At 37.5% G+C, this 14,702-nt stretch carries 12 protein-coding genes; 10 read left to right on the top strand and 2 right to left on the bottom strand.

Going from position 1 to position 14,702, the window contains the following annotated elements; translation table 11 throughout:
* Both lysS and Q0L68_RS08480 read right to left on the bottom strand, forming a co-directional pair.
* A partial coding sequence (lysS, locus tag Q0L68_RS08485) for a lysine--tRNA ligase (RefSeq protein ID WP_296701681.1) occupies window positions 1–1,468 on the bottom strand: 1,468 nt, incomplete at its 3' end.
* Window positions 1,469–1,564: 96 nt separating this feature from the next.
* Window positions 1,565–2,752 (bottom strand): proline dehydrogenase family protein, encoded by a 1,188-nt coding sequence (locus Q0L68_RS08480; RefSeq protein ID WP_296701679.1) that lies wholly within the window; start codon window positions 2,750–2,752, stop codon window positions 1,565–1,567.
* Window positions 2,753–3,286: 534 nt separating this feature from the next.
* Between Q0L68_RS08480 and Q0L68_RS08475 the strand changes: the two genes are divergently transcribed.
* The 10 genes from Q0L68_RS08475 to Q0L68_RS08430 all read left to right on the top strand — a co-directional run bounded on the left by Q0L68_RS08475 (window position 3,287) and on the right by Q0L68_RS08430 (window position 14,640).
* Window positions 3,287–4,384 carry a chorismate mutase gene (locus Q0L68_RS08475; protein ID WP_296701677.1) on the top strand — a complete coding sequence of 366 codons (1,098 nt, stop codon included), beginning with the start codon at window positions 3,287–3,289 and terminating at the stop codon, window positions 4,382–4,384.
* Window positions 4,385–4,470: 86 nt separating this feature from the next.
* Window positions 4,471–5,514, top strand: coding sequence for a 3-dehydroquinate synthase (gene aroB / locus Q0L68_RS08470; RefSeq protein WP_296701676.1), 1,044 nt, complete (start codon window positions 4,471–4,473; stop codon window positions 5,512–5,514).
* A gap of 10 nt (window positions 5,515–5,524) precedes the next feature.
* On the top strand, window positions 5,525–6,766 hold the full coding sequence (locus Q0L68_RS08465; RefSeq protein WP_296701674.1) for a 3-phosphoshikimate 1-carboxyvinyltransferase: 1,242 nt from the start codon (window positions 5,525–5,527) through the stop codon (window positions 6,764–6,766).
* Window positions 6,767–6,769: 3 nt separating this feature from the next.
* On the top strand, window positions 6,770–7,594 hold the full coding sequence (locus Q0L68_RS08460; protein WP_296701672.1) for a prephenate dehydratase: 825 nt from the start codon (window positions 6,770–6,772) through the stop codon (window positions 7,592–7,594).
* Entirely contained in the window at window positions 7,594–8,739 is a 1,146-nt protein-coding gene (locus tag Q0L68_RS08455) for an aminotransferase class I/II-fold pyridoxal phosphate-dependent enzyme (protein WP_296701670.1), read from the top strand. The genes Q0L68_RS08460 and Q0L68_RS08455 overlap by 1 nt, the downstream gene beginning before the upstream one ends.
* 108 nt (window positions 8,740–8,847) lie before the next feature.
* On the top strand, window positions 8,848–9,696 hold the full coding sequence (locus tag Q0L68_RS08450) for a prephenate dehydrogenase (RefSeq protein WP_296701668.1): 849 nt from the start codon (window positions 8,848–8,850) through the stop codon (window positions 9,694–9,696).
* A 105-nt stretch (window positions 9,697–9,801) separates the two neighbouring features.
* Window positions 9,802–10,770: a kelch motif-containing protein gene (locus Q0L68_RS08445; RefSeq protein ID WP_296701666.1), complete on the top strand. Its 969-nt coding sequence runs from the start codon at window positions 9,802–9,804 to the stop codon at window positions 10,768–10,770.
* A 110-nt stretch (window positions 10,771–10,880) separates the two neighbouring features.
* The gene (locus Q0L68_RS08440) at window positions 10,881–11,570 is read left to right on the top strand and encodes an SIMPL domain-containing protein (protein ID WP_296701664.1); all 690 of its coding nucleotides are present in this window, start codon (window positions 10,881–10,883) and stop codon (window positions 11,568–11,570) included.
* Window positions 11,571–11,708: 138 nt separating this feature from the next.
* Window positions 11,709–13,982, top strand: coding sequence for an aminotransferase class III-fold pyridoxal phosphate-dependent enzyme (locus Q0L68_RS08435; RefSeq protein WP_296701662.1), 2,274 nt, complete (start codon window positions 11,709–11,711; stop codon window positions 13,980–13,982).
* 76 nt (window positions 13,983–14,058) lie between these two features.
* Window positions 14,059–14,640, top strand: a complete 582-nt coding sequence (locus Q0L68_RS08430; RefSeq protein WP_296701660.1) for a class I SAM-dependent methyltransferase — start codon at window positions 14,059–14,061, stop codon at window positions 14,638–14,640.
* Window positions 14,641–14,702: the final 62 nt, after the last annotated feature.

Genomic DNA, 14,702 nt, shown 5'->3' with positions numbered 1-14,702 from the left:
GAATGGTGGTCTTATTTGTCAAAAGCATCGTCAATCGATCGATTCCAATTCCCATTCCTGAGGTTGGTGGCATTCCATACTCCAAAGATCTCAAGAAATCCTCATCCATGGCCATCGCCTCATCATCTCCACGGGCAGCTAATTTCAACTGCTCTTCAAATCTTTCTCTTTGGTCAATTGGATCATTTAACTCAGTATATGCATTGGCGATTTCCTTCCCATTTACAAAAAGCTCAAATCGCTCGACTAATCCAGCTTCGGTTCTATGTTTTTTCGCCAATGGCGTCATCTCAATCGGATAATCCGTGATATAGGTTGGCTGAATCAAGTTAGCCTCCACTTTCTCACCGAAGATCTCATCGATTAATTTACCCTTACCCATGGAATCATCAACCCCAATTCCCATTTCAGCACAAACCTGACGAAGTCCTTCTTCATCCATTTTACTCACATCGATACCTGCATATTCTTTGATAGAATCGTACATGGTCAATCTTCTGTAGGGTCCTGCAAAATCAATCTCCTGCCCTCCTACTTTCACTACAGTCTTGCCGTGAATGGATTCAGTCACTTGCTCTAAAAGTTCCTCCACCATTTCCATCATCCAGATGTAATCTTTGTAAGCCACATAGATTTCCATGGAAGTGAATTCAGGATTATGCGTTCTGTCCATGCCTTCATTTCTGAACATTTTCCCGAACTCATAAACTCCATCAAATCCTCCCACGATCAGTCTTTTCAGATATAACTCATTCGCAATTCTCAAGAATAGCGGCATATCCAAGGTATTATGATGCGTGTTGAATGGCCTCGCGGCTGCACCACCATGAACTGCCTGAAGAATTGGAGTCTCTACTTCCAGCCATCCATGATCGTCAAAATAGCGACGCATCTGAGAAATGATTTTGGATCGGGTAATAAAAGTTTTCTTCACCTCAGGATTCACCGTAAGATCTACATAACGCTGGCGGTATCTTAATTCAGGATCCGTAAACCCATCATGGACATTCCCGTCTTCATCCCGCTTCACCACAGGAAGTGGTTTCACTGACTTAGAGAGCAAAGTTAATTCTGTAACATGAAGTGAAATCTCTCCAGTTTGAGTGGTGAAAATATATCCTTTAACACCAATGAAATCACCGATGCCTAAAAGCTTTTTAAATACCGTATTGTAAAGTGTTTTATCCTCTTCTGGGCAGATATCATCCCTGCGAACATAAATCTGCAACCTTCCAGTAGAATCCTGAATCTCCGCAAAAGAAGCGGAACCCATGATTCTTCTACTCATCAATCTACCTGCAATCGAAATTCCCTTGTAGTCGTTTTTTCTGTTTTCGTAGTTTCTATGAATATCTTCTGCGGTGACATTGATCGGAAAAGCTTCCGCTGGGTACGGATTGATTCCCAATCGAATCAATTCTTCCCTGTCTTTTCTCCGCTCTAATTCCTGTTCGTTCAAAAGCTGCATTTCATTATTATTTTTCAGAGACAGAAAAGCCTCTTAGTTTTATTTCAATTCATTTGGTCTACACTGCTCCCGATAGCTATCGGGACTGATCACTGACTACTGATTACTATTCTTCCTTCTCTTTATTTCCCGCTTGATCAATTCAAATTCCCGACTGCTTTGGCCTGCAATACTAGAATTTTCAGCAGCGCGTCTTGTCAAATAAGGCATTACCTTTTCGACTGGACCATATGGAACATATTTCACTACTCTATACCCGGCATTCGCCAGGTTAAAAGAAATGTTATCACTCATCCCGTAAAGCTGAGCAAAAAAGACATGATCAGATTTAGGATTTACTCCGTATTTATTCATCAAGTCAACCACTAGCAAATTGCTATTTTCATTATGAGACCCACTCATTAAGAATACGCTACCGTTATTTTTAACACAGAACTCAATTCCTAAATTATAATCTCTATCTGTTGCCTCTTTGCTTGGTTGAATTGGACTTGGATAATCAAATTTTTCAGCTCTTTCCGCTTCTTTTTCCATATAGGCCCCACGAACCAATTTGGCTCCCAGCAAATAGCTCTTCTTATCCGCTTGATCCTTGGCCTTTTTTAATCGATCCAACATATCATGACGATACATTTGATAGGTATTATAAACCACGCAACGATCTTGATTATACTTTTCCATTGCCTCATAAACCAAATCATCCACCGCATCCTGAAACCAAGACTCTTCTGCATCAATCAAGATTTTTAAGTTGAGGCTGTATGCTGTTTTGCAAAGCAGATCAACTCGCGCTTTTGTTTTCTCGTAAGCCTTTTGCTCTTCTGGGTCTAATTTTTCCCCAGCCTGGATTTTGATCAAATTATGATAATCCCCCAGCCCAGTTACTTTAATCACTCCAAAAGGCATATAGTCAGTTTTGGCTGATTCAATCATTGTCTGACGAATCTCCTCAGTAGTTCGCTCAAAACTTTCTTCATCTCCCTTACCCTCAACTGAATAATCTAGAATTGCTTCAATCCCATATTCTGCTAGTTTTTCACAGGCTTTGATACTTTCCTTGATGTTTTCACCCCCACAAAAATGACCAAATACGGTCTGCTTCATGATCCATTTAATAGGGAACTTAAGCTTTAAAGCAACATGTGTTAAGGCAATTCCAATGTCAGAAAGAGTCTTATTATTTAATAATGAAAAGACCAGATGCATTTTTTTTAACTCCGCATCTGATTTAGAAGAGAAAGCAACTTCTAAATTCTCGAATGAAATAGTCTGTTTTGTGGGCATATGCTAAATAGAAGGTGCAAAGATATCAAAAAACTGCTTTAACACGGATTTTGTTACCAATAATCAAAAGTGAAATCAAAGGATAATTTCAGAAATTGATTTTGAAGTGAAACAACCTAATTTATAACCTCATAATTAGGAAATGGCAATTAGAATTCTAGAAAGCTAAGATTTCAGAAAAATAATTAAGATTTTTTTAGAAGAATTTTAAAAATGAATTTAGAATCAATTCAGAATAATATTCCGAACCTTGTTATATACAAGATGAAATCTAGGTATTTTAGGAAGTTTATTCCATTTAATATGGATTCCAGATCAATGGAGCTAAAATTTAATTTTGTTTTTAAAATCGTCAAGCTTACATTTGAGACATGTTATTGACAGCAGCGATATATTTTACATCCTTTTACTTTTACTTTCGAAGCCAAAATCGAATCGGTGCCGTCTATTGTCTAGCCAAAAATTAATAAAAGATAAACTACACAAAGAGCCCGATTCGAAAGAGTCGGGTTTTTTCATTTAATGCTTAGCCGTATGAAAACGCACAAACAAATCAAAGACTGGGGACTGGGATTAACAGGACCAACCATCATCGCAGGGCCTTGCTCTGCAGAATCTCCTGAGCAGATCGAAAAGATCTGTTTGGAAATGAAACAAGAAAATGTGATTCCTTCTATGTTCAGAGCAGGAATCTGGAAACCAAGAACCAGACCTGGAAGTTTCGAAGGCATTGGCGAAGAAGGATTGAAATGGATGGAAATCGTTCGTCATCACTTGAATATTCCAATCACTGTTGAGGTTGGAAATGCTGCACATGCAGAAATTGCACTTAGAAACAAGGTGGATGTTGTTTGGATTGGAGCTAGAACCACAGTGAATCCTTTTGCAGTTCAGGAAATTGCTGAAGCTTTGAAAGGAACTGATATCCCGGTAATGGTCAAAAACCCTATGAACCCAGATCTTGATCTTTGGATGGGTGCCATGGAAAGAATGCATGCTGTTGGATTGACCAAACTCGCTGCAATTCACAGAGGTTTCTCTGATGCTTATGACAAAAGATTCCGAAACAAGCCAAACTGGTCAATGCCAATTCACTTAAAGCGTGTTTGGACCGGAATGGAAGTTATCAATGACCCAAGTCATATCGTGGGTAAGAGAGATGGAATCTTAGAAATTGCTCAAAGAGCGATCAACTTCGGCCTAGATGGATTGATGATTGAAACTCACAACGATCCTGATAATGCTTGGTCTGATGCAAAGCAGCAAGTAACTCCAAAGAGATTAAAGGAAATTCTGAATGCAATAGATTTCAAGAAACCACTTGAAAACGAAAAGCCTTCTGAGAAATTAAATGATCTGAGAAGAGCAGTTGACCATTTGGATGATCAATTATTGGACATCCTTCAGGAAAGATTTGCCGTAATCGATCAGATAGGAGCTCATAAAAGAGAGCATCACCTAACTGTTTTTCAGTCTGATAGGTGGAAAGACGTCATGGAAAGCAGAACACAAAAGGGTGTTCAGCGTCATCTAAGTGAGAAGTTTATGAAAGAGTTGCTTTATTCTATTCATGAAGAATCAGTAAAGCGTCAGGAAAAGCAACTTCGTGAATCAGAAGCTGTAAAGAAGTAAAACAAAGGCTAAGCATTTAATGGTTTTGGGAGGTATGGTTACCTCTCAAAACCTTTTGCCTACCTTTCCTATTCAATAATATTCCAGTGGACTCCGTCATTTTCTCAACCTCTATTGCTTTAGACTTGGAAAAAGTGCTCGCTAGCATTTCTTTTTCAAAACTTTTCGTCTTAACTGACCAGAATACCCAAAAGCATTGCTTACCAAAACTTCAATCAATTCTTCCTTCAGGAACAACCTACTTTACTGTAGCTGCTGGCGAAAAAAACAAAAATCTTAGCACCTGTGCAGAAATATGGTCTGCTATGACTGCAGCCTCTTTAGATAGAAAAGCGCTTTTTATCAATATTGGCGGTGGTGTTATTGGAGATATGGGTGGATTTTGCGCCAGCATTTATAAAAGAGGAATTCGTTTCATCAATATTCCCACTACGCTTCTTTCTCAGGTAGATGCAAGCGTTGGAGGTAAATTAGGAGTTGATTTTGAAGGATTAAAAAATCACTTGGGAACATTCAACGAACCGGAGGCGGTCATGATTTCAACTGAGTTTTTGGAAACTTTACCTCATGAAGAATTAAGATCTGGCTATGCTGAAATCATCAAGCATGGTCTGATAAGAGACAAAGCTTATTTTGAAAATCTTAAGATTGAAGGTTGGGAAAAGCAATCTTGGATAAAACTCATTCAGCATTCGGTTGGAATAAAAAAACAAGTTGTTTTAGCAGATCCTAAAGAAGCAGGACTAAGAAAAATATTGAACTTTGGACATACCGTTGGACATGCTTTTGAATCTCATTTTTTAGATGGCCCTCATCACTTATTACATGGAGAAGCTATTGCCATCGGAATGATTTGCGAAGCGTACCTTTCTCAAAGAAAATTAAATTTGAACCAAGCTGAGCTAGATAGAATCAACAAAACTTTTCTTTCTATTTATGGGAGATTCAGTTTTTCAGATTCAGATTTGGACCCCATCATAGACCTTTGTCTTCAGGACAAAAAGAATGAAGGAGCTGTACTTATGTTCTCCTTGCTAGAGAAAATCGGGGATTGCACTTACAACATTCCAGTAAGTCGAAATGAAATTAAAGAAGCAATCCATTACTATAAAAACTTAGAACTTTCTTAAACCTATTCCTGTGAGTACCGATACCAAAACTGTTTTGCAATTAAACCAAAAAAGTGAATTCAAAACCAAAACAATTCCGCTTCCTTCTTCTAAAAGCGAATCAAATCGGGTTTTGATCATTGATGCTTTAACGGAAGGTGAAAACAAAATTTCCAATCTGGCTGAGGCAAGAGATACTCAGACAATGATTCATTTGTTAAAGAAAAACCCTCCTGTTTTTGATGTGCTGGATGCAGGCACTACCATGAGATTTCTTACAGCTTACAGCGTGATAACAAATCAAAATAAGGTCATGACAGGAACTCCCAGGATGTGTGAAAGACCTATTGGGATTTTGGTTGACGCATTGAGAAGCATTGGAGCAGAAATTCATTATTTAGGTGTTGAAGGTTATCCCCCACTTGCTATTCATGGACTTTCGAATCAAACCTCTGATAAGGTAAAAATTAGAGGTGATGTTTCTTCCCAGTATATTTCTGCCATGCTTATGATTGCACCCATTTTACCAAAGGGACTGGAAATAGAGCTGGAAGGTAAGGTAGGCTCCAAAACCTACATTGAAATGACGCTGGAACTGATGGCTCAATTCGGAATCAAATACGTGTGGATTGATGACAAAATTTCTGTAGCACATCAAGCTTATCAACCCACAACTTTTGCCGTGGAAAGTGATTGGTCGGGAGCCAGTTATTGGTTTAGCTTATTAGCCTGTGCCGATTCAGGAACTTTCTTTTTAGAAGGACTAAAAGAAAACAGCCTACAGGGAGATTCAAAGGTTGTGGAAATCATGGATCATCTGGGAATAAAAAGCACTTTTAAAGAAGGTGGGGTTTTACTTCAAAAACAAGCTTTAAAAGGTCTCAAAACCTGGGACTTCACCCATTGTCCAGATTTAGCCCAAACGATTGCAGTCACCTGCGCTATCTTAGGTCAAAACGCAATTTTCACCGGACTCGAAAGTCTAAAGATCAAAGAAACTGATCGGATTTATGCTTTGCAGCAGGAACTAGGAAAATTTAATGCCAACTTAAAAGAAATAGAACCTGAAGTATATCAGGTAATTCCTTCTGTGACCATGCCTTCTGAAGTAGAAATCCATACCTACGACGATCATAGAATGGGAATGGCATTCATGCCTCTACTCACAAAAACCAAAGTATTGATTGAAGATCCTGCGGTAGTAAATAAATCTTATCCAAGTTTCTGGAAGCACTGTGAGATTTTGGAAATTGAAATGGAAACAAAATCCTAGGTTATGCGAATTTTAAATATTGCTATTCAGGGTGTTCCAGGCTCTTTCCATCATCAAGTTGCATTAGCTCAATTTGGAGAAAACACAGAAATTCTTTCTTTCAATACATTTGAGCCAGTTGCTAAATCAGTTGCAAATGGAGATGCTGATTTTGCTGTAATGGCGATAGAAAACTCCATCGCCGGTGCAATTTTTCCAAATTATGAACTTCTGGATCGCTACGAATTGACAATTCGAGATGAAGTATATTTACCAATTGCTCATCAATTGATGGCACTTCCCGGACAAAAAATCGAGGATATCAAAGAAGTTCGGTCTCATCCCATGGCATTGCTTCAATGCAAATCATTCTTTGCCGAGCATCCAAATATTGAACTGAAAGATGACATTGACACTGCTTCAGTTGCAAAACAAATAACCTCTGAGAATTGGAAAGGGATTGGAGCCATTGCATCTACTATCGCAGCTGATATTTATGGGCTAGAAATTTTAGCCAGAGATATTCAAACTGTAAAAAACAATTTCACTCGGTTTATCATTTTACAAAAACAAAAGGAGCAGCTGGATTTTACTCCGAATAAAGCCTCCATTAAAGTGACATTGAAAAATGAAAAAGGAATTTTGGCGAAACTTCTCACATTAATGAGTAAAAAAGGTTTAGACTTAAGCAAAATCCAATCAGTACCCGTTATTCAAAAACCTTGGGAATATTCATTCTTTATTGACACTGTTTTTGACAAACACGAAGTATTCAAGAAGACAATGCAAGAAATCCAAGATAAATTTGGAGAGGTTAAAATATTCGGGGAATACTTAAGCAGAAAATAATGAAAGGATTTTCAGAGAAAATCGAAACAGTACAGGAATACTATTTTTCTGCAAAACTCAGAGAAGTCAATCAAATGATTGCGGATGGAAAACCTGTAATTAATCTGGGTATAGGAAGTCCCGATCTTGGCCCGGACAAAAGAGTGATTGAGGCGCTTAAAAATACAGCAGAAAACCCACACGCACATGGTTATCAAAGCTATCAGGGAATACCCGAGTTAAGGATTGCCTTTGCCGAGTTTTATTCCAGAGAGTACGGAGTTTCACTTCAGCCTGATAAAGAAATTCTTCCATTGATGGGTTCCAAGGAAGGAATTATGCATCTGAGCATGACTTTCTTGAATCCTGGAGATGAGGTATTAATACCAAACCCTGGTTATCCTACTTATGCTTCGGTAACCAATCTTCTTGGGGCTAAACCTGTATTCTATTCTATCGATCTTTCAAAAAAAGGAAGACCGGAATTAGAGTCAATAGAGAAGAATGATTTGAGTAAAGTGAAGCTAATGTGGATCAACTTTCCGCATATGCCTACCGGAGCAACAGGTTCCGAACAAATACTTCATGAACTTGTAACATTTGCCAAAAAGCATGATATCGTATTGTTATCAGACAATCCATATAGTCATATTCTCACGAAAAAACCCTTGAGTATTTTAAGTATTCCTGGCGCAAATGAAATTGCTTTGGAATTGAATTCACTGAGTAAAACATTTAATATGCCCGGATGGAGAATCGGAATGTTGGCCGGAAGAGCAGATTGGTTACAAAAGGTATTAAAGGTCAAAAGCAATATGGATTCAGGCATGTTTCTAGGTCTTCAAAAAGGTGCCATTGCAGCTTTAGGTTTAGGGAAATCTTGGTTTGAAGACTTAGATGAACTTTATCAAAACCGAAGAAAACTCGTCTGGAAACTTGCAGATAAGTTAGGTCTATCTTATTCTCAGGAATCTTCAGGTCTTTTCGTTTGGTGCAAAGTACCTGAAGGTAAAACGGCTGAACAGATCGTTGATTACCTATTGTATGAAAAGAACATTTTTGTAACACCGGGGAAAATCTTTGGTTCGGAAGGAGAAAACCACATAAGGATCTCTCTTTGTATGCCAGAGTTCAAAATTTTAGAAGCTATTAATCGCATTAAATAATAACCATGAAATCGAGTAAGTCCATCATCCACAAACTGTAGGATAGCTATCTAACTTACTAGATTCCTCCCGATAGTCTTCGGGATAACCAAAACAGAAAAATAACATATGAAAAAAATACACATCATTGGACTGGGACTTTTAGGAGGGTCTTTCGCTTTAGGAGCAAAAAAGAAATTTACGGATCTGATTATAACAGGAAATGATATTGATCCTCAAAATCAAAAAGATGCCCTAACATTAGATATAATTTCTGAAGTAAAAGAAACTCCTGACGAAGACACAGATTTGGTTATTCTCGCTACTCCTGCAAATACACTAGGAGATATTTTGATCAAGACATTGGATGTTGTAGGTCCAAATACTTTAATCTTTGATGTGGGATCCACCAAATTCAAACTCACTAAGCTTGTAGAAAACCATCCCAAAAGAGCTCAATACTTAGCGGCTCACCCCATAGCAGGGACAGAATATTCAGGACCAAAAGCAGCCTTTGGCGATCTTTTGGATAGAAAAGTGATGATTATCTGTGAACTTGAAAAAACAGATCTTCACTTAAAAGAAAAAGCATACGAACTCTTTGAAGCCTTGAATTTAAAGCTTCGATTTATGGATCCAGAGGAACATGATAGACATTTGGCTTTCGTTTCTCACCTTTCTCATATTTCTTCCTTCATGCTCGGTGAAACGGTACTTCAGAAAATGGCGGATGAAAAAAATATTTTTGATATGGCAGGTTCTGGATTTGCATCCACCGTAAGACTGGCAAAATCAAGCCCTGCGATGTGGGCTCCTATTCTTTCTGAAAACAAAGACAATATTCTAAATGCCTTGGACGGATATATTGCAAATCTTTCATCATTTCGTGAGAAGATTGCTGAAGGTGATGTGGATGGTCTATATCAAGAAATGTCCGATATCAATAAAATTCGGGATATCCTTGATTTAGGAGATTAAAGTCCAAACGCAAATTAAATTAAGCCACGAAATACTCGTGGTTTTTTCGTTTATATCATTTAATTAAAATTAGGTAAATTCATTTTAATAAAACCCAACGAAGCTATGAAGCAATTTCTTATCCTTCTCTTTTGTCTATTAACGACGGTATCACTTGCCCAAAATAAAACATGGGAGATTCTTGAAACCGAAAACGAAGCATCTCCAAGACATGAAAATTCCTTTGTAGAATGTGATGGAAAATTTTATGCCTTAGGTGGAAGAACGGACAGACCTGTGGAAGAATTTGACCCGAAAACCAATACTTGGAAAACTTTGGCAGATGTCCCGATGAACTTCCATCATTTTCAAGCTATTTCGTATGACCATGAAATCTATGTAATTGGTGCATTTACGGGCGGCTATCCTCATGAAACTCCAATTCCAAATTTTCTGATTTTTAACCCAAAGAAAAATGAATGGAGAGAGGGGCCTGAAATACCTAAAGAAAGACTCAGAGGATCGGTAGGTGTTTTTATTAGAAATAATAAAATTTATCTGGCAAGTGGGATTATTGATGGACATTGGGATGGTCACGTCACTTGGTTTGATGAATATGATCCTAATACAGGAAAATGGACAGTGCTTCCTGATGCTCCAAGAGCGAGGGATCATTTCAGTGCAACCCTAATTGATGACAAAGCTTATTTAGTGGGAGGAAGAAGATCCTCTGCAGTTATTGGGAAAGTTTTAGATCTTACAGTTCCTGAGGTTGACTATTTCGATTTTAAAACCAATACCTGGCATACAATAGACTCTACTATTCCGACTGAAAGAGCAGGAACTTCCAATGTTGCGATTGGTTCCAATCTTGTCGTAATGAATGGAGAGAGTATAGCTCAAGAATCAGCACATGCAGAGGTAGAAATGTTAGACACTAAAACTGGAACTTGGACCAGTCTTCCAAAATTAAATCAAGGCAGACATGGTACTGGCGTTGTTTACTACAAAGGGAAAATTTATGTGGCTGCAGGCTCAGCTAATCGAGGAGGTGGGCCTGAATTGAACAATATTGAAGTTTTGGAATGGAAATAAGTTCATAATTAAATTTCCTAAAAATTGATTAGCAGTAGTATTAAATTAAAAGTTTCTGGATTTCTGGCCTTGCTTTTGAACTACTTAAAAAAGAATTAAATAACTAAACCATGAAAAACTTAATCGCCTTATTATTTGGAATCATGTTGGCTTTGCCAATAATGGCACAAGATGATTTAACAATACCACTCATTGAAGTAGAAGGATTTGCCGAAAGAAAGATAGCACCGGATGAGGCTGTTTTTTCTATTAGTCTAGAAGAGAAGTCAATGAAAGTCACGGATGCAACAGAAGTCCTGAATACCAAAACGAAAAATCTCGCCAAAGCACTTGAGAAGGCTAAAATCAAAGATTACATGCTTGTTGCGGATAACTTCTCTGTCAATATTAATCGTATTTATAGAAGTGGATATGCTAGAGATAGCGGATATGTGGCATCACAAAATTTACAAATCAGGACAAGCAGTAAAAATGAAGATCTTCAAAAAATCGTAGAGGCAATTCAGGATTCAGGAGATATGAGTTTTAATCTGAATTTTCAGATTTCTGAGGCCACTGAGAAATCTTTAGAAAACGGCCTATTGACAGAAGCTCTTAAAAATGCAGAAAGCCAGGCAAGGTTGATTGCTGAAACATTAGGAATTAAAACTATTCGAGTTCACCGAGTTTCCCTAAATGCTAGCCAACCAGTTTATAAAATGGAAATGATGAATGCAAGAGCCGATGCAGTGAGCCCAGCCCTGATTTCACCGGATAATCAATCCTTACAAAAAAGAGTGATCGTGAAATACACGTATTAAAAAAGATTAAACCATAGAAAGAGATCTCGAAATGGGTCTCTTTTTTATTTGAATAAGGCTAACTCAGATTTCTGGGAATATTTTTAGATTTATCATTCTTAATTAACTCTTAAAACTCTCTTACTAGTATCAAAATTCATGGATGAGTTAAAAACCCTTCTAAAGAAAGAGTTCGGATTTGACAGCCCAGAAATCAAAAAACTAAACGGTTACTTCAACGTCAACTATTCTGTTACTGAAAGAGGACGAGCATTTATCCTTAAAACATATCGATATGAAAAGGAGCTTTTTGATACTATTGAGGCTGAAAACAATGCTTTAATTTATCTTAACTTATCCGATCAAGGCAAATATCCGGCCCCTATCCCATTTAAAAATGGAAAGTATCTTCTATTGAAAAACTTAAATGGTACAAAATCAATTTGCAGATTACTTTCTTACTTAGAAGGTGATTTTTTAGGAGATACTAAACCCACTAATTCTGTTTATCAATCCTTTGGAACTTTCCTAGCAAAGCTTAACCTGAGTCTAGAAAACTTTTCAGATTATGTATTAAAAGCAAGGGAGTTGGATTGGGACATTCAATATCTTCATCTGAATAAGAAGTTTCTGGATGATATTGAAAATCCTACTGATAGAAATTTAGCAAGACATTTTTTTCTCCAGTTTGAAGAAAATGTATCCCCAATCCTGCCAGAGCTGAGAAAACAAGTGATTCATGGCGATGCAAACGAATGGAATGTATTGGTTCAAAATCAGACAATCTCTGGATTAATTGACTTTGGTGACTTGAGTTATTCTCCTTTGATTAATGAATTGGCTATTGCCCTTACTTACATCGTTTACGACAAGGAAAAACCCTTAGAATGGGTAGCGGATTTTCTAAAATCCTACCATCAAACAAATCCACTCCAAGAACTCGAACTCGACATTCTTTATTATTTGATTGCGGCAAGGCTTTGCATCAGTGTATGTCAATCTGCTCACGCAAGGAAGGTAGATCCAGAAAACTCCTATGCCTCAGTGAGTGAAAAGTCAGCATGGAACCTTCTCTATAAGTGGGTAGCCTTAAGCCCGTTGGAGGCAAGCTTTACATTTAAGAAAGCTGTTGGTTTTCCATTACCAGAGCCACTTCAGGTTGAAGAAGAACTAAAACGTAGGTACAAATCCATTAGTCCTATTCTTTCTGTCAGTTATAAAAAGCCTATCCCAGTCATTGGAGCAGCATTTCAATATATGTATGACACTGTAGGAAACTCCATTCTTGATGCCTATAACAATATTCCTCATGTTGGTCATTCACATCCGAAAGTAGTTGAAGCTGGTCAGCGACAGATGGCCAAACTCAATACCAATACGCGCTATTTATATGATCTACTTCCAGAATATGCGGAAAAGTTATTGGCTAAATTCCCACCTTCTCTGAGCAAAGTATATTTTGTCAACTCGGGAAGTGCGGCCAGTGATTTGGCAATGAGGTTAACATATGCTCATACCAAGAGCAAAAATATCATGGTCATGGAGCATGGATATCATGGAAACACACAAATATCCATCGATATCAGTGATTATAAATTCTCCAATAAAAAAGGCTTTGGTCAGCAGTCAAATATTTTAAAAGCTCCTATTCCGGATACTTATTTAGGAAAATATAAAATCAATGATGGAAGTGCTGGTAAGTTATATGCCCAAGAAGCAATTGATATCATGACGGAGTTTGAAGACAAAGTAGGTGCTTTTATTACAGAACCTATTGTTGGCTGTGGTGGTCAAGTTCCGCTTGCAAATGGCTATTTAAAGGAACTCTATCCAGCGATCCGGAAGCAAGGTGGTATTTGTATCAGTGACGAAGTTCAGACAGGTTTTGGAAGAATGGGAGATCATTTCTGGGGATATGAAGCTCAAGACGTTGTTCCAGACATGGTAATATTAGGAAAACCTATGGGGAATGGACATCCAATGGGAGCTGTTGTTACCACCGATGAAATTGCAGATTCCTTCAGTAAAGGAGTGGAGTTTTTTAGTTCCTTTGGTGGAAACCCTGTTTCTTGTGCAATTGGTTTATCTGTTTTAGATGTTATTCATGAAGAAAAGCTCCAAGAGAATGCTCGTATTGTCGGGAACTATTATTCAGAACTTTTTAAAAATTTGAAAACAAAATTTGAATGCATTGGGGACGTAAGAGGATCAGGACTATTTCTTGGAATTGAAGTCGTGAAACCTGGCACTACTGATCCTGATACGAATTTGGCTTCTTTAATTAAGAATGAATTAAGAAACAGAAACATACTTATCAGCACTGATGGACCTTATGACAATGTGCTTAAAACAAAACCACCGCTTTGTTTTTCGAAATCTAATGCAAAAATAGTAGTCGAAAATATAGGAGATATTCTATCAAGAACTTTTTAAACTTAGTTTTGAATAAATATGAAAAGTTCAAATAGAGATTAAATTTTTGACCTCATTTTTATTTCCAGAATTAACTATGATTGATAATAAAATTCATAATAAACCAGCAATCCATTCTAAAATTGAGGCCAAATCAGCTGAAATAGGATTTTCTATGCCTTCTGATTTATACGTCGGGAGTCTATTAAAAACTTTAGTAGCAAGTAAACCTCAAGGTAAATTTCTGGAACTAGGAACTGGGATTGGTTTATCACTTTCTTGGATGGTGGATGGAATGGACGAGAAGTCAAAATTAATTTCAGTGGATAATGACCCACAGTTAATCCAAATTGCCGAAGATTTTTTTGGTGAAGATTCTAGAGTCGAACTTGTCTTGACTGATGGAGCAAAATGGATTGAACAATACAAGGGCACTCATTTTGACTTGATTTTTGCTGATGCATGGCCGGGTAAATACAGCCACTTGGACGAAGTATTTTCTATGCTAAAAGTTGGAGGGATTTATGTGATCGATGACATGGACGAGCAACCCAATTGGCCCGAAGGTCATGCTGAAAAAGCAGCTATACTGATTAAAAATTTAGAAGATAGAAAAGACTTTCATTTAACAAAAATGAATTGGTCCACTGGTATAATCTTAATGACAAAGACCAGATAGAACAATATTAAAGTCTAAGATCAAATAAATTCTTGCCCAATTTTGGATTAACGGTTCTATTT

Source organism: Algoriphagus sp. (assembly GCF_024642405.1).
In the GTDB taxonomy this organism is placed as follows: domain Bacteria; phylum Bacteroidota; class Bacteroidia; order Cytophagales; family Cyclobacteriaceae; genus Algoriphagus.
Note: the sequence above shows the minus strand (reverse complement) of the source record. Positions and strands in the feature narration are given on the sequence as shown.

Excerpts from the sequence above, each read along its gene's own strand:
- Q0L68_RS08480 (WP_296701679.1), bottom strand. The coding sequence starts at position 2,752 with ATGCCCACAAAACAGACTATTTCATTCGAGAATTTAGAAGTTGCTTTC.
- Q0L68_RS08475 (WP_296701677.1), top strand. The coding sequence starts at position 3,287 with ATGAAAACGCACAAACAAATCAAAGACTGGGGACTGGGATTAACAGGA.
- Q0L68_RS08450 (WP_296701668.1), top strand. The coding sequence starts at position 8,848 with ATGAAAAAAATACACATCATTGGACTGGGACTTTTAGGAGGGTCTTTC.
- Q0L68_RS08460 (WP_296701672.1), top strand. The coding sequence starts at position 6,770 with ATGCGAATTTTAAATATTGCTATTCAGGGTGTTCCAGGCTCTTTCCAT.
- Q0L68_RS08440 (WP_296701664.1), top strand. The coding sequence starts at position 10,881 with ATGAAAAACTTAATCGCCTTATTATTTGGAATCATGTTGGCTTTGCCA.
- Q0L68_RS08455 (WP_296701670.1), top strand. The coding sequence starts at position 7,594 with ATGAAAGGATTTTCAGAGAAAATCGAAACAGTACAGGAATACTATTTT.
- Q0L68_RS08430 (WP_296701660.1), top strand. The coding sequence starts at position 14,059 with ATGATTGATAATAAAATTCATAATAAACCAGCAATCCATTCTAAAATT.
- Q0L68_RS08435 (WP_296701662.1), top strand. The coding sequence starts at position 11,709 with ATGGATGAGTTAAAAACCCTTCTAAAGAAAGAGTTCGGATTTGACAGC.
- Q0L68_RS08445 (WP_296701666.1), top strand. The coding sequence starts at position 9,802 with ATGAAGCAATTTCTTATCCTTCTCTTTTGTCTATTAACGACGGTATCA.